At 38.5% G+C, this 15,249-nt stretch carries 16 protein-coding genes; 9 read left to right on the top strand and 7 right to left on the bottom strand.

Annotated elements, in window-relative coordinates; genetic code table 11:
* Entirely contained in the window at window positions 1-1,368 is a 1,368-nt protein-coding gene (locus ACSVH6_RS02195; protein ID WP_438075107.1) for an undecaprenyl-phosphate glucose phosphotransferase, read from the top strand.
* On the opposite strand, the gene ACSVH6_RS02190 is transcribed toward ACSVH6_RS02195, so the two are convergent.
* Genes ACSVH6_RS02190 through ACSVH6_RS02175 form a run of 4 tightly spaced genes read right to left on the bottom strand, consistent with a single transcriptional unit; the run spans window position 1,365 to window position 6,358 of the window.
* Complete coding sequence (locus ACSVH6_RS02190) at window positions 1,365-2,549, bottom strand: glycosyltransferase family 4 protein (protein WP_438075105.1); 1,185 nt, start codon at window positions 2,547-2,549, stop codon at window positions 1,365-1,367. The two genes, ACSVH6_RS02195 and ACSVH6_RS02190, sit on opposite strands and share 4 nt — an antisense overlap.
* A gap of 3 nt (window positions 2,550-2,552) precedes the next feature.
* Window positions 2,553-3,638, bottom strand: a complete 1,086-nt coding sequence (gene wecB, locus ACSVH6_RS02185) for a non-hydrolyzing UDP-N-acetylglucosamine 2-epimerase (protein WP_438075103.1) — start codon at window positions 3,636-3,638, stop codon at window positions 2,553-2,555.
* A 4-nt stretch (window positions 3,639-3,642) separates the two neighbouring features.
* Window positions 3,643-4,956 (bottom strand): phenylacetate--CoA ligase family protein, encoded by a 1,314-nt coding sequence (locus ACSVH6_RS02180; protein WP_438075101.1) that lies wholly within the window; start codon window positions 4,954-4,956, stop codon window positions 3,643-3,645.
* Between the two features lie 58 nt (window positions 4,957-5,014).
* Window positions 5,015-6,358 carry a T9SS type A sorting domain-containing protein gene (locus ACSVH6_RS02175; RefSeq protein WP_438075099.1) on the bottom strand — a complete coding sequence of 448 codons (1,344 nt, stop codon included), beginning with the start codon at window positions 6,356-6,358 and terminating at the stop codon, window positions 5,015-5,017.
* Between the two features lie 105 nt (window positions 6,359-6,463).
* Between ACSVH6_RS02175 and purD the strand changes: the two genes are divergently transcribed.
* Window positions 6,464-7,738 carry a phosphoribosylamine--glycine ligase gene (gene purD / locus ACSVH6_RS02170; protein WP_438075097.1) on the top strand — a complete coding sequence of 425 codons (1,275 nt, stop codon included), beginning with the start codon at window positions 6,464-6,466 and terminating at the stop codon, window positions 7,736-7,738.
* Here purD and ACSVH6_RS02165 read toward each other — a convergent pair.
* Window positions 7,730-7,960 (bottom strand): DUF6341 family protein, encoded by a 231-nt coding sequence (locus ACSVH6_RS02165; RefSeq protein ID WP_438075095.1) that lies wholly within the window; start codon window positions 7,958-7,960, stop codon window positions 7,730-7,732. The genes purD and ACSVH6_RS02165 overlap by 9 nt on opposite strands.
* 46 nt (window positions 7,961-8,006) lie before the next feature.
* Here ACSVH6_RS02165 and ACSVH6_RS02160 point away from each other — a divergent pair, with 46 nt between their 5' ends.
* Window positions 8,007-8,936, top strand: a complete 930-nt coding sequence (locus ACSVH6_RS02160) for a DUF6427 family protein (RefSeq protein ID WP_438075093.1) — start codon at window positions 8,007-8,009, stop codon at window positions 8,934-8,936.
* Here the strand turns inward: ACSVH6_RS02160 and upp are convergent.
* The gene (gene upp / locus ACSVH6_RS02155; RefSeq protein ID WP_438075091.1) at window positions 8,931-9,584 is read right to left on the bottom strand and encodes a uracil phosphoribosyltransferase; all 654 of its coding nucleotides are present in this window, start codon (window positions 9,582-9,584) and stop codon (window positions 8,931-8,933) included. The two genes, ACSVH6_RS02160 and upp, sit on opposite strands and share 6 nt — an antisense overlap.
* A 134-nt stretch (window positions 9,585-9,718) precedes the next feature.
* Between upp and ACSVH6_RS02150 the strand changes: the two genes are divergently transcribed.
* A complete protein-coding gene (locus ACSVH6_RS02150; protein WP_438075089.1) occupies window positions 9,719-10,324 on the top strand; it encodes a DUF4254 domain-containing protein in 606 nt (201 codons plus the stop codon).
* A 59-nt stretch (window positions 10,325-10,383) separates the two neighbouring features.
* Window positions 10,384-11,382, top strand: a complete 999-nt coding sequence (locus ACSVH6_RS02145; RefSeq protein ID WP_438075767.1) for a glycosyltransferase family 9 protein — start codon at window positions 10,384-10,386, stop codon at window positions 11,380-11,382.
* Between the two features lie 36 nt (window positions 11,383-11,418).
* Here ACSVH6_RS02145 and ACSVH6_RS02140 read toward each other — a convergent pair whose 3' ends face one another.
* Window positions 11,419-12,474, bottom strand: coding sequence for a 2Fe-2S iron-sulfur cluster-binding protein (locus ACSVH6_RS02140; RefSeq protein ID WP_438075087.1), 1,056 nt, complete (start codon window positions 12,472-12,474; stop codon window positions 11,419-11,421).
* Between the two features lie 385 nt (window positions 12,475-12,859).
* On the opposite strand from ACSVH6_RS02140, the gene ACSVH6_RS02135 reads away from it, so the two are divergent.
* Genes ACSVH6_RS02135 through ACSVH6_RS02120 form a run of 4 tightly spaced genes read left to right on the top strand, consistent with a single transcriptional unit; the run spans window position 12,860 to window position 15,214 of the window.
* A complete protein-coding gene (locus ACSVH6_RS02135) occupies window positions 12,860-13,198 on the top strand; it encodes a PadR family transcriptional regulator (protein WP_438075085.1) in 339 nt (112 codons plus the stop codon).
* Window positions 13,195-13,869 carry a hypothetical protein gene (locus ACSVH6_RS02130; protein ID WP_438075083.1) on the top strand — a complete coding sequence of 225 codons (675 nt, stop codon included), beginning with the start codon at window positions 13,195-13,197 and terminating at the stop codon, window positions 13,867-13,869. The genes ACSVH6_RS02135 and ACSVH6_RS02130 overlap by 4 nt, the downstream gene beginning before the upstream one ends.
* Window positions 13,870-13,877: 8 nt before the next feature.
* The gene (locus ACSVH6_RS02125; RefSeq protein WP_438075081.1) at window positions 13,878-14,498 is read left to right on the top strand and encodes a hypothetical protein; all 621 of its coding nucleotides are present in this window, start codon (window positions 13,878-13,880) and stop codon (window positions 14,496-14,498) included.
* Entirely contained in the window at window positions 14,498-15,214 is a 717-nt protein-coding gene (locus ACSVH6_RS02120; RefSeq protein ID WP_438075079.1) for a hypothetical protein, read from the top strand. Before ACSVH6_RS02125 ends, ACSVH6_RS02120 begins: the two co-directional genes overlap by 1 nt.
* The last annotated feature ends 35 nt before the right edge of the window (window positions 15,215-15,249 follow it).

Here is a 15,249-nt window from a genome sequence, read left to right as displayed (position 1 = left end):
ATGGTGGCACAACAAACAGGAAGATATTCAAAATACATCAGACCCATCAGCGTTTTGTTTGATTTGATGGTGATTACAAGTTTAAGTTTATTTTTTTTCAGAGAACTAAAGCTTAATCAGTCTTACTATCTTCTGTATCAAACGACTACCTGGATTTTTATTTCCATCATTGTTAAATACTACGAAGTATTTCGTTTCACCACTCCGGTCGAAATTATAACCAAATTAGTTAAGCAATTCAGCATTTTTTTGCTGGTTGTTATCGCTTTTTTCCCCTTTGCGAAAACGGCGATTTTCAGCGGGAAAGCGATAGCATTTTTTGTTTCCAGTAGTTTTTTGATTATACTGGCCTTTAAGTATTTTTTATTCTTCTATTTAAAAAAATACAGATTGTCAACAGGGAGTAATTTCAGAAATGCTGTGATTATTGGTTATACTCCTGAAGCCATCCGATTAAAGGAAGTTTTTGAAAATCGAAAAGATTATGGATATCGTTTTTTCGGATATTTTTCGGATAAGAAGCAAAACCCCGAGATTTTAGGCCGTGTCGATGACATTAAAAGTTTTACCATCGAGAAAAAAATAGATGAAATTTATTGTTCGCTGAATGAAATATCCAATGAAAAACTAAAAGACTTAATTGAGTTTGCGGATGACAATAAAAAGTCCATAAAATTTATACCCGATACAAAAGAAATATTCTCCAAAAATCTGAAAATAGACTACTATGAATTATTTCCGGTATTGTCTTTACAAAAAACACAATTGCATAATCCATTTGTCAAAGGGATAAAGCGGATATTTGATATAGTATTTTCTATGTTGGTTATTTTATTTATTTTATCGTGGTTAATTCCCATTTTGGCCCTTTTGATTAAATTAGAATCCAAAGGACCTGTCTTTTTCAAGCAAGGACGACCGGGATTGGATGAAAAGGAATTTTTTTGCTACAAATTCAGATCAATGCAGGTTAACGGGACAACAGAAAAAGAAGCTTCCAAGAATGATCCCCGGGTAACCAAAATGGGGAAATTTATGCGCAAAACCAGTATTGATGAATTACCGCAGTTCTTCAACGTATTGTTTGGAGAAATGTCTGTCGTTGGACCACGGCCTCACCTCTGGTCACAAAATAAAGCGTATGCTAGTCGAATCAAAAAATACATGGTGCGTCACTATGTAAAACCAGGAGTGACGGGTTTGGCACAAGTCAAAGGGTTTCGTGGTGAAATTGAAACAGATGAAGATATGATTAATCGCATCAAGTTTGATGTTTTCTACATTGAAAACTGGTCTTTAATCATGGATATTAAAATTATTATCCAAACCGTAATCAACATTTTTAAAGGCGAAGAAAAGGCGTATTAGAAAACGCCTTGACTAATCAAATTTTGGATTTGATGGTCTAAATTGAATGTCACTGTAGTTGTTTCAAAAATCTTTCTTTTTATAAGGTCCAACTCTTGTTTTTTGAGGCTTGAAATAAGTCTTAATTGACGATTCAAATCAGTATAATTTTCAACCTGAGCCACCCAACCCAGATGATTTTCTTTTACAATAGTTTCGCCTTCTCCACCTCCGAAATACAGTATCGGAAATCCCAAAGCACTGTATTCGAAAATCTTAGAGGGAACCGAACCGTAAATTCTTGTTTTCAAAGGAACAATGGCAATATCCAATGTTTGCAGTTTTTCGTGCAACATCTTTCTGTCCAGCATGCCGTGAAAGATTATCTTCCGCTCGTTTTGTGAGGAAATAAAGGCCTCTATTTGATTTTTCTCGGCACCGTCGCCAAAGAGATGCAACTCAACATTTAATCCTTTTAAATCGATTTTTTGACAAAGTTCTAAAACGCCTTGAGCTACTCCCAACAAACCGGCATAAAATAGTTTTATCGGTTCATTTTCTTTGGTTTCTAATTCCATTTTACCAAGGTTATGATCTGGAAAATTGCGATATAGGTAACATTTTTTATTTTGAAATAAAGAACCGACATGAGCAATTATTTCTTCGGATTGACCTAAAACTAATGTGCTCTTTTTATAAATAAATTGCTCCATGAATAGAGAACACTTGTGTGAAAAAGAGCCGATTTTCAGAGCCTCTAATTCAATTGCCGCAAGGGGCCATAAGTCTGAAACATTTAAAATGATTTTTTTATTTTTCCATGAAAGTACCAAAACCGAAAGAAAAGAAAGTAATAAAGGAGGTGACTGTACCACTACTTTTTGAGGTGTTTTTTTGAACAAAAGGTAAAAAAACAGACAGGAAGAAAAAGATAAAACGGAAAGAATCCGAACAAAAAGATTCTTACTCACACTGGGATAAATCCAAAGACGCTTCACCAAAATGCCATCTCTTTTTTCAGTGACTGAAAATTTGCCTTTGTATTCGGGAAACAATGTTCCCTTAGGGTAATTTCCCAACGGACAAACGACAGTCACACGATAATTGTTCTGATGTAATTTCAGTGCCAATTGTTCAATTCTGTTGGCAGCAGCCCCTTTTTCAGGAGGATAATAATTGGATATAATCAGTATTTCTTCCATTAATTATTTTGTCAACAAAATTTCGATAATTCGCTCGGAAGCCTTTCCGTCCCATAACTCCGGGATGCCGGCCGGACGTTGACCGTTTTGCAAAAATTCAGCAAAGAGTTTTTTCAGATTCTCAAGTGAAGTACCTACCAAAGTATTAGTTCCTACAGTTTGGGTTTCAGGTCTTTCCGTATTGTCTCGCATTGTAAAACATGGAATGCCCAGCACGGTTGTTTCTTCTGAAATTCCGCCGGAGTCTGTGATGACAGCAAAACAATTTTTAATTAGAAACATAAAATTTAAATAGCCTTGCGGTTCAACTAAAACAGTATTTCTCAATGCCAAATCGTTTTCGCCCAAAATCGCTTTGGTTCGAGGATGAATAGGGAAAATTATTTTTTTGTTGCCAATCATCTCGTCAATCCCTTTGAGCAACTGGATTAATGAATGTTCTTCATCTACATTAGCCGGGCGATGTAATGTTAAAATGATATAATTTCCTTTGTTTAATTGAAATTCATTCCAAAATGAAGGGGCAGAAATCCTGTCTAAATTTTGATATAAAGTATCAATCATTACATTTCCCACAAAGTGAATATTGTTAGGATTTGCTCCATACTGAATCAGATTCTGGCTGGCAGAAGTCGATGTTGTAAAGAAATAATCCGTGATACTGTCGGTTACTATACGGTTGATTTCTTCGGGCATAGTCATGTCTCCTGAGCGGATACCGGCTTCAACGTGAGCCACTTTTATATTCAGTTTTTTAGCCACGATAGCACAGGCCATGGTCGAATTTACATCGCCGACAACCAAAACAAGGTCAGAGGGATTTTTAATTAATTCCTGTTCAAAAGCAATCATTATTGCTGCGGTTTGTACCGATTGAGAACCGCTTTTTACTTCAAGATTTGCATCGGGATGCGGAATATTCAACTCTTCAAAAAAAGTGTCGCTGAGGTTTTTATCATAGTGTTGTCCGGTATGTACCAGCCGATAAGAGATAGTATTCCCTTCTCGTTGTTTTTTTTCAATCGCTTTGATAATGGGTGCGATTTTAATAAAATTGGGACGGGCCCCAGCCACTATAGTAATTTTCATCGTATTATTTTACAAGCGAAACAAACTGTTTCAGCTTTCCGCTTTTACTTCGTTTTAATGTTGATTTTCGAATAAATGTAAACGTCAAACCGGGTTCCAAATAGGTGGTAATTGCTTTTTTCATGTTCTCAATTTGAGCTGAAGTCAATTCATTTTGACTTACATATTCAATGTCAAAAGTATCGATTTTGGTTTGTTTTATCACAAATTCTTTCACGTTTCCATCATCTTCGATGATACTCTTGGTCACGTAATAAAAGGTGAGTCCCGGAGATTTTTTACCACTGGGTAGAATGGCAATATCATTTGTTCTTCCGATTAACTTTTTAAGGATAGGCTTTTTAAAAGTGCTTTTTTCATCCAAAATGCCGATATCACCAATATCGTAGCGAATAAATGGATGGGCTTTATTGTACAGAGATGTAATCACTATGCGACCTTCTTTTCCGTAGGGTAAAACGTTATTGTTATCGTCTAAAATTTCTACGAATAAGGTTTCCGAATTTACCTGCCATTCGCCTTCCGGATTTTGAAAAGCAATCAAATCCAGTTCGGAAGCACCGTATTCATTGACTACAGGAACACCAAATTGTTTTTCGAGCAACACTTTATCTGAATCAAAAAGCATTTCTGAAGTGACTACACAACATTTCAAAGTAGGGCAAACTGTTTTCAGGACAATGTTTTTTTGTTCCAAAAATTTAGCAAACAATACAATGGAACTGGTGTACCCATTAATATAGTCAAACTTTTTATGTTCAAATTTTCTCAGTACTTTTTCCAAGACCGAATCCGATAAATCAAAAATGGGGAAACGGTAACGATGGCTTAGTAAGTCTTTCAAACGCTCTTTTTTGTTTCCGATAAAATCCAGCGGGATACCATAAAAACGAGCTTGTAAAGAAGAATTAAAATCAATGCCAAACCAGCCGAATCGACTGAAAATATTGACCCATGTCAAGGCATGACAAAATTTGTCTTTCCCAAAAATAAAAGGATCGCCACTCGAACCCGAAGTTTTGTTGGTGTAAATATTTTTGGAAGTATACCCTTTTGAAAGTCTTTCTGCCAGAGGTTTTTGAAAGTCTTTTTTGTACATAATCGGAATATCATCCCAACTTTTAATTTCTTTAGTCCCCACAAACTCTTGATAAGCGGTGTTGTTTTCTAAATGAAAAGCAACGATTTGACTCCTTTTTTCAGACAAATATTTTTCATAATCAGCTGCTGCAACGGCCTGAATTGTATCAAATTCAGTTTTAGCTTCCCGCATCGGGAAGCCGTTGAATTGAAGTGATAAATTAAAAATATTGAACATAGTATAATAAAAAAAGGGCCAACCTAAGCCAGCCCTTAAAAATACTATTTTATCAGGATTAATTTTTGATAATCTTAATAGTTTGTGATTTGTTTCCTGAATTTACTTCAAAGAAATAAACCCCAGCTGAAAAATTAGTTACATCCACGGTGTTCTCCACACCACTGAATTCTTTATTAAGCATTACTTTCCCGGTAATGTCAGTTACTTTTACATTGTATGAATCCAATTGCTCCGCTGAAATAGTAACCATTGATGAGGCAGGGTTAGGATATACTTTAAAAGCACTTGAAGCAAATTGCGGATTAGCTAAGTTGCCGCTGAATTGGAATATACCATCAGTTACAGAATCAGCACTAAATCCACCGCACCATCCGGTTGACCCATTTAAAAATGCAGGAGAAAGTCTCTGCTCTCCGGTATCAATGCTGGTCCAAGTTACTCCGTTGTCATTACTGTAAGATGAACCTGTTCCGCCACTACTTGTTCCGGCACCACAAGCGACTAAGGTAGTGGTTCCAGGCACATAAGCCATCAATCGGTATCCGGTATAGGTAACACCCGTTGACCAAGTTGTTCCTCCGTTTGTAGTTGTGTATATTTTGTAAGTTGGTGTAGTAGCCGTGCTGTTTAATGAACCTACAATTATACCGGTATTGTTATTGGTGAAGTACATTCTACCAGTGGATGTAGTTACTATCAATCCTCCGAAATCAGTTAGTGGAGATTGTGATACTGTCCATGTAATTCCTCGGTCAGTTGATTTCAATATACGTCCTCTGCTGGTTGGTAACCAAACCGTATTTCCAACAGCAACATTACCTCCATTATAACCATATTCGTTGGTTAGCGGATTAGGCAATGAGGCACCAGGAACTCTTGTCCAAGTGGTACCACCGTCGATGGTTCTGTAAATTTCAAACTCTCCGCCTTCAGGATCACCATAAGCTAATCCTTCATTAGCATCGAAAAAATGAACTCCGTTAAGAAAAGATTCACCGGATGTAGTAAATTCAATTCCGTTTTGTTGTTCCCAGGTTTGACCACCATCAATTGTTTTATAGATAACACCATTTCCGTCAGCCGGCACTAAAGCACTAACCCAAGCCACCTGATCGCTAACCGCTGTAATGTTGTTAATTTCCAAAAGCGGATCACCCATTTCTATAGTTCCCGGAGTCCAGTTAGCCCCTGCGTCAGTGGTTTTGGTGAATGCTTGATAATTACCTCCGCCTCCTGAACCGTCAAAAGCCAATCCCCATACGGTATTAGCATCAACAATTTCAATTTGTGAAATTCCGGTAGAAACAGCATCAAATCCTGTTGCCTGACTAATCCAAGACTGAGCATTTCCATAAAAGCCCAAAGCAAATAAAGATAAAGAAAGTAATAGTTTTTTCATAGTTAATAAGTTTTTTTTAGTGTTATTGAACCACTAATTTAGAAAAAAACCTCCAATAAAAAAATAAACAGCCTATTTTTGCAAAACTTTTAACAACAACACAACATGACAATTCTATTACTTGGTTCGGGCGGGCGCGAGCATGCCTTGGCATTTAAACTACTTCAAAGCCCACTGTGTACGCAACTTTTTGTAGCACCCGGGAATGCCGGTACAGCCACTATCGCTACTAACATTTTACTCAATCCAAATGATTTCGATGCCGTAAAAGCTTTTGTAATACAAGAGAAAGTGGAAATGGTAGTCGTAGGTCCTGAAGACCCCTTGGTCCTTGGGATTTACGATTTTTTCAAAAAAGATACAGAGTTAAACCACATTCCGGTTATTGGTCCTTCAAAGTTGGGCGCGCAATTGGAAGGTAGTAAAGAATTTGCCAAAGAGTTTTTGATTAAACATAAAATCCCAACAGCAGCGTACGATAGCTTTACCGCTGAAACAGTAGAAAAAGGATGCCGTTTTCTGGAAACCCTACAACCTCCGTATGTCCTGAAAGCCGATGGATTGGCAGCAGGGAAAGGAGTTTTAATCCTTCAGGATTTAGAAGAGGCCAAGACCGAATTACGCAACATGCTGGTTCACGCCAAGTTCGGAAATGCCAGCGCAAAAGTCGTCATCGAGGAGTTTTTGGACGGAATAGAACTGAGCTGTTTTGTTTTAACAGACGGTAAAAATTACAAAATATTGCCTACGGCCAAAGACTACAAGCGCATAGGAGAAGGCGATACCGGATTAAACACCGGTGGGATGGGGGCTGTTTCTCCTGTACCTTTTGCTGACGCAACGTTGTTGGAAAAAATAGAAACACGTATTGTAAAACCAACGATAGAAGGGTTACAAAAAGATCATATTGAATACAAAGGGTTTGTTTTTATCGGTTTGATTAATGTCAAAGGAGAGCCCATGGTTATTGAGTACAATGTGCGTATGGGCGATCCGGAAACCGAAGTGGTAATGCCGCGAATCCAATCGGACTTGGTAGCATTATTTCAGGCGGTTGCGCATCAGAAACTGGATGAGGTTCATTTGGAGGTTGACCCAAGAAGCGCCACCACCATTATGGTCGTTTCGGGCGGATATCCGGAAGAGTATGAAAAAGGAAAAGTCATTACAGGATTAGAAAACATAGAGGATTCACTGGTATTTCATGCCGGAACTAAACTTGAAAACGGAAAGATAGTGAGCAATGGCGGCAGGGTTTTGGCAGTAACTTCTTTCGGAGACACTTTTCAGGAGGCCATAAAAAAATCTTATCAAAATATAGATCAACTACATTTTGATAAGATGTATTTCAGAAAAGATATCGGATTCGACTTAACTTAAGAAAGAGTGAGCCGTAGTATCTTGGTTTTCTTCGTTGTTATCTTGGTGTTTTTTCAATTCTTTACACCAGTAAATTACGTATCTGGCACAAATAAGCATTAATGCCCAGCTAACGATGTTGGCTAACCACCAGTTACTTAATTCCAATTCACGTAACCAATCCAACGGTTTGAATAAAAAGTCTACAAATAATGTTTGAATGCCTTCAAAAAATGCTTTCATTTTATAAAATGTTATATTTACAGTCACAAATGTATAAAATATCCACATGATAACAAGCGTTTTTAAAAAATCTACAATTTTGAATTATTCTCTTATTGTAGTTTTGTTGCTATGCTTTTTCTTTTTGTATCAAACCAGCGATTTATTCAATACAACAAAGTTAAACGGGTTTTTTAAGAGCAGTACTTTGATAGTCTTATGGTTAGCTTCTTTTTTTCTGGTGAATTTCATGGTGAAAAAGAACGGATTGACCAAAGACAGTAGTTATACCATACTTTTTTTTCTGTTATTTTTATTGCTTTTTCCTTCGGTTTTTAACAGTATCAATTTGTTGTTTGCCAACTTTTTCCTGTTGTTAGCCATGCGAAGATTGATATCGTTGCAAACCTTAAAAGCCCCAAAAGAGAAGATTTTTGACGCTTCCATGTGGATTTTTATCGCCAGCTTATTTCACTTTTGGTGTATCCTTTTTATCGTGTTGGTTTATATATCCATTATTTTCCATGTCTCCCGGGATTACAGAAACTGGCTCTTGCCTTTTGTGGCTTTTGTGGCCACAGCCGTGATATTTATGCTTACCGCGCTGTATTTTGACAAGACCTGGATTGACCATATTTTGAACCAAGCACAGCTGAATTTTGAGCTGAATTATTTTGTCAATAATTACCAAAATGCAGCACTCTCATTTTACGTAGTAGTGGCTTTGTACTTTGTGTTTTCTATGATTTTTTCAATGACCAACCGTCCATTGATTTTGCAGGCATCCTATAAAAAGATGATTTTCGGATTCCTGATAGGCGTTATAGTCTTTGCCCTATCACCCGAAAAAAACAACAGCATGTTGCTCTTCACCTTCATGCCCTTATCGGTAATGGCGACCAATAACATCGAATATTCCCAAAGCAAAATGTATCAGGAAATCACCTTGTTATTGGTAATATTAGGGTGTTTTTTCGCTTTCTTTGCCCAACTATAATTTGTTGCCGTACGCCAAATCTCCGGCATCTCCCAAACCGGGAATGATGTAGTTTTTCTCGTTGAGTTTGTCGTCCAAAGCCGCAACCCATAAATGACAATTAGCAGGCAGGTTTTTTTGCAGGTAGTCAATACCCTCAGGAGCGGCGATAACTACTGCGATATGGATTTCCTTAGGTTTTTGTTCCAAATGCAATTTGTGTAACACGGCTACTATAGACTGTCCGGTGGCCAGCATAGGATCGATAAGAATCAGGTTTTTATTTTCAAAAGAAGGCGCTGCCTGGTATTCTACCAGGATATCAAACTTGTCATCGTTGTCATAATGATGACGATAAGCAGACACAAACCCATTTTCAGCATTGTCAAAAATATTCATGAACCCCATGTGAAGCGCCAATCCGGCACGAAGGATAGAGCACAACACGACATTGTCGGCAATGGTGGTGGTATGTTTAACCCCAAGAGGGGTTTGCACATCTACATTTTTATATTCCAGTGTTTTGCTCAGCTCATAAGCCATAATCTCACCGATGCGTTCAATGTTTTTTCGAAAACGCATGCTGTCTTTCTGGATGGTAACATCCCGAATTTGAGCCAAAAAATGATTTAAAATACTGTTCTGTTCGGAAATGTAATGAATGTGCATGAAGTTGAAAATTTTGTATGTTGAGGTAAAAGTATAAAAACTATCTTTGCACTCAAGACCTTTGCGTCGAATTTTATATGCCCGAGCCGTCAAGGTGAACGGAACCAAGTTAAATAAAATAAATTGTAAGCGATATGTTTTCAGAATTTGCCTTTCCTATTTTTGAACAAAGCATCAAAGACTACCATGTTATTGATGATGTGTACCAACCTACATTAAACCCTTATGAAAAAGGCAGCATTGAAGCTTTGTTGTATGCCAAAAACTGGGTAGATACCGTTCAGTGGCACTATGAAGATATCATTCGTGACCCGAATATTGACCCGGTAGCGGCTTTGGATTTGAAACGAAAAATCGATGCTTCCAATCAGGTTCGTACCGATATGGTGGAATACATCGATAGCTATTTTTTGCAGAAATACAAAGACGTTCAGGTCAAACCGAATGCCAAAATCAATACCGAAAGTCCGGCTTGGGCGATTGACCGTTTGTCTATTTTGGCCCTGAAAATTTACCACATGAGCGAAGAGGCTAACCGTGCCGAAGCTACAGCCGAACACCGTGCCAAATGTCAGGAGAAGCTAAATGTGTTATTAGACCAAAAAAGTGACATGTTTATTTCCATCAATGATTTGTTGACCGACATTGAAAACGGAGATAAGTTCATGAAAGTGTACAAGCAAATGAAGATGTACAACGACGACGATTTGAATCCGGTATTGTACCAAAACAAAAAGTAATTCCCGACAATCTTTTGTCAAACAAAATCCAACATATAGCCGTCATTCGATTGTCAGCCATGGGCGACGTCGCCATGACGGTTCCTGTTATCCGAGCGTTGGTACAACAAAATCACGGCGTCAAAATCACAGTAGTATCAAGACCTTTTTTTAAGCCTTTTTTCGACGATATTCCCAATGTGCATTTCTTTGCTGTGGATGTCAAAGGAAGACACAAAGGCACCATGGGGTTGTTTAAACTGTATGCTGATTTGCGGCAACTCCATATTGATGCTGTGGCCGATTTGCACAATGTGTTGCGCTCCATTGTGCTGCGAAATTTATTTGCCTTAAGTGGAAAGAAGATTGCGTACACCGACAAAGGCAGGGCCGAAAAGAAAGTGCTTACCCGTGCCGAAAACAAAATTTTTGAGCCCGTAAAACCAATGACGGACCGACATGTGGACACCTTCAAAAGTCTTGGTTTTTTTGTTGATGTCACCAATCCTGTTTTTCCCGAAAAAGCCAAATTGGTTCCGGATGTTCTTCGCATTTCTGGTGAAAAAGGAAACGATACATGGATTGGCATCGCACCCTTTGCGCAATACGACAGCAAAGTGTACCCACTTGATTTAATGCAAAAAGTAATCGACGATTTGGCTTCAAAAGCCCATCATACGATTTTCCTTTTTGGCGGTGGAAAAGAAGAAACCGAAAAACTAAATCATTTGTCCCAAGCAAAGCAGCATGTTATTGTTGTCGCCGGAAAACTTACTTTCAAACAAGAATTAGATTTGATTTCCAACCTTGATGTGATGCTTTCCATGGACAGCGGGAATGCCCATATTGCGGCCATGCTGGGTGTAAAAGTGGTGACGCTTTGGGGGGCTACACATCCATACGCAGGCTTTAAACCTTTCAATCAGCCCATAGAGAATTGTTTGGTTTCCGACCGGGAAAAATATCCGCTGTTGCCAACTTCGGTGTATGGCAATAAAAAAGTGGCAGGTTATGAAGATGTGATGCGGAGCATTGCGCCTGAGACCGTCATCCAAAAAATAAATTCCAACCTTGCCTAAACAAAATTGGAATTTATTGCTCTTTAAAAGTACAGCTTACACATCGTCGTAATCCACATAAATCTCTGCAGAAGTCGGATGTGCCTGGCAGGTCAAGATTAATCCTTCGGCAATTTCACCATCAGTTAAAATCGAATTCTTTTTCATTTCGGCCGAACCGCTTGTAATGCGCGCCAAACAAGAACTGCAGATACCGCCCTGACAAGAGTAAGGGGCATCAATACCTTGTTTTAAAGCCGCTTCCAACAGTGTTTGTTTTTGTGACATTTCAAAGGTAGCCTCATCACCATCCACCAGTACCGTGATTTTGGTGTGTCCGGTATGTGACGCGGCTGCCTCATTTCCCGGAGTGGTTGAAGTAGAAAACAATTCGAACTTGATGTTTTTATCGGCGATATTGTGTTCTTTCAATACTTTAGTTACCCCGTTAATCATGTCTTCGGGACCGCACAAATAAAACTTATCAAACTCTTTTTCCTTGTGTTTGTTGTTCAATACAAAATTCACAATCGATTTGTCGATACGACCAAAATGCTCCCCTTCAACACGGCTTTGGCTGAATACATAATGCACAAAAAAGCGCCCGACATATTTTAGTTGTAAGTCGTGCAACTCATGGTGAAAAATGGTTTCTTCGGGTGATTTGTTGCCGTATACCAGCACAAAAGTGCTTTTGGGTTCATTTTCCAATACCGATTTTAAGATGGACATCACCGGTGTAATGCCGCTCCCTGCCACAAATGCGGCATAGTTTTTCAGATTGGAAAACGAAGGTTCAAACGTAAATCTTCCTTCGGGTTGGCTCACTTCCAGAATATCTCCGGCTTTTAAATTCTCATTGGCAAATTTGGAAAAATGACCACTTTTCACGGATTTAATCGCAATGCGCAACTCTCCGCTGTTGGGCGAAGAACAAACTGAATAGGCACGACGAATTTCTTCTCCGTCCAAGGTTAGTTTTAAGTTTACGTATTGTCCGGCAGTGAATTGGTATACCGATTTCAATTCGGTAGGAATCGCAAAAGCTACTGAAACCGCATTGGGAGTTTCGTGCTTTACTTCTTTGATTTGTAATTTATAAAAGGCTGACATGAATTTTAATTTTTTACAAAGTTACTAAACCCAAAACGTTTGATGAAATTTAAATGAATGCTTTATCGGGGAGCTATACACCAACTTTAGGATTGAGGTTCTCAAAGCAGCTGATTTTCCTTTTGGAAAGGAATGCCGGCCGCTTGCTTCATATTCGCTGTGTTGTAAAAATAATACCCTACTGTAATGACTCTGTAAAAACAACCGCTTTTCATAGAGTGATCATAGACTCACCATAGACTCACTATAGAGTCAATACGGATTAAACGGTACTGAAATTTGTTTTTCTTTCAGTTGATTTTAAGTAAAGGGCAAAAAATATACCTAAGAATTCTATGTATATAAAAAACTTATGTATATTTGTTTCACTTAAAAGGATGATGCGATGAAAAATTCACAATTGTACAAAGGAAGTCTAACCACCATAGTGATGAAGCTTTTGGAAGAAAACGGACGAATGTATGGGTATGAAATCACCCAGAAGGTAAAAGAAATTACCAAAGGAGAGCTCAAAATTACCGAAGGCGCTTTGTATCCGGCGTTACACAAATTGGAAGCCGAAGGCGTTTTGGAAGTTGAAGTCACTCAAGTAGACAACCGCCTGCGCAAATATTACAAACTGACCGAAAAGGGGACGGCCGAAACCGTAAACCGGCTGACAGAACTTGAAGATTTTATCCGAAACATGCAAAATTTGGTACAACCTAAACCTGATTTGATATGACCTTAAGCCCAACCGAAATCCATGTGATTAAAGAAACCCTTGAATTGAACAAGCTGGTTTATGAAGATATCAAGCTCGAATTGACTGATCACATCGCCAGCGCCATCGAAGCTGAAATGGAAAATAGAAAGGTTGATTTCAACACCGCATTGCACACCGTATTTGAACAATGGAAACCCATGTTGCAACCGGCTTCCAATTTCTTTTGGCTTGGGAATTTTATTGAAGGCCCCAAAATAGTGGTGAATCAGTGGGTGGCTTATTCCCAACGGCAGATGGCTTGGATTTGTGGTTTCGCAGTTATTTGGGCGGTAGTCGCTACTGTTTTTTTTAATTACCGGCATGAAGTAGTGGTTTTAAATAACGCTGATGTTGTGGCCAAATACCTTTTTGCAGCCACTGTTGGCGCCACTATTCTTGGATTGGCTATAGTTTGGCTGGTCAACGTCAAAACCATTTACAGCCGTTTATTCAAACGCAGAAGCGTGCTGGCTTTTTTTCAGCCACTGATGATTAGCGCGGGCGTGATGAAGTTGTATTTTTATGATGGCACCACTGGCTTGACCTTGTTAACGAACTTTCTTTTCAGCTGGTTTTTTTTCTATACCCTGATCAATTTAAGATTGGTAGCTGAACATTTACGAGTTATTAAAAAATACCAACTCATCTAAAATACACTATGAAACTAAGCCAAGAAGAAATAAAATTCATCGACACTTATTTGGTCAATAATGATGTGGTGTATGTAGACATCCGCCAGGAAATGCTCGACCATATTGCGTCAGCGGTAGAACAGCGCATGACTACCTTCAACCTTACTTTTTATGATGCTTTCAAAAGTTATATGGCCATCCACAAGCGGGAGATTATGAAAAACAATAAAAGGCGCTGGTCGTTTTCTTGGCCGGTGCTGAAACAGTTTCTTTTGTTTCTGATTCGGCCTTATATGGTAGTGTTGGCGGCGTTATTGGGGTTCTTTTTTGTAAGCGTTGATGCCAATCAATTCTTTTCACCTCATTTTACGTTTAACCATTTAATTTTTGTTTCGATCATGACCTTGAGCCTTTTTCAGTTGGGCTACTTTTACATTTACCTGAAAAAGAGGTTTTATACGATTGAAAAAACGGGAATGATATTGGCCGTGATTTATTATGCCCAAATCTTCTTTTTGCCTATTTACGGAAAAGATCATGTTTCTGGAGTTACGATGACTGTGTTCACCTACCTGATTTTCGGATATATTTTATTCTTCATTTTAGAAATTGTAAAGTTCAACAAACACCACTTTAATTACATTTGATGGAAATGACACTAACCGCCGAACAAATCGAAAAGCTTTATGCTTTTACCCGCCAGCATTATGTGGAATATTATGACCTGCAAACCGAGTTGGTCGACCATTTGGCGAACGCTATAGAAGAACAATGGCAGCAAAATCCCAAGTTAACCTTTGAGGAAGCCTTGCAAAGGGAGTTCAAGAAGTTTGGTGTTTTTGGCTTTATGGAAGTGGTAGACAAACGCAGGGGAGCCCTCAACACCAAATACAACAAACTGGTATTGCAACACCTCAAAACCTTTTTCAGCATTCCGAAAATAATAGGTACGCTGGCCGCTACAGGTATTGTATATTGGATACTTGTTGCTTTACAGCGCGATTTTGATCAGGAAAACAACATACTCCAAGTTTCTTTCTTTGTGCTTATCATGTCCTTTCTTGCTTGCTTGTTGGTCTTGAATCGGCAAAACAAAAAACGGAATCAGAAAACCGAAAAGAAATGGTTGTTACGCGAAATCATCTTTGGGTACAGCAGTTTGGCAGGGGCTATGAACATACCGGTGCAGTTTGCTTTGCATCTCAACGGAAACCATTTCTCTAATGGGTTGCTGTTGTTCTTCAGTTTCCTGTTTGTGGTATTGGGAATTACCATTTACATCACCATGGTGCTCATTCCGGCCAAAGCCGACCAATATCTCAGAGAAACGTACCCCGAATACGAATTGTTACAAAAACAGTAACTTTTTCCTAAATTTAGAAACTAATTTCAGAACCT

It is taken from the genome of Flavobacterium sp. XGLA_31 (assembly GCF_051547105.1).
Classification (GTDB): domain Bacteria; phylum Bacteroidota; class Bacteroidia; order Flavobacteriales; family Flavobacteriaceae; genus Flavobacterium.
Note: the sequence above shows the minus strand (reverse complement) of the source record. Positions and strands in the feature narration are given on the sequence as shown.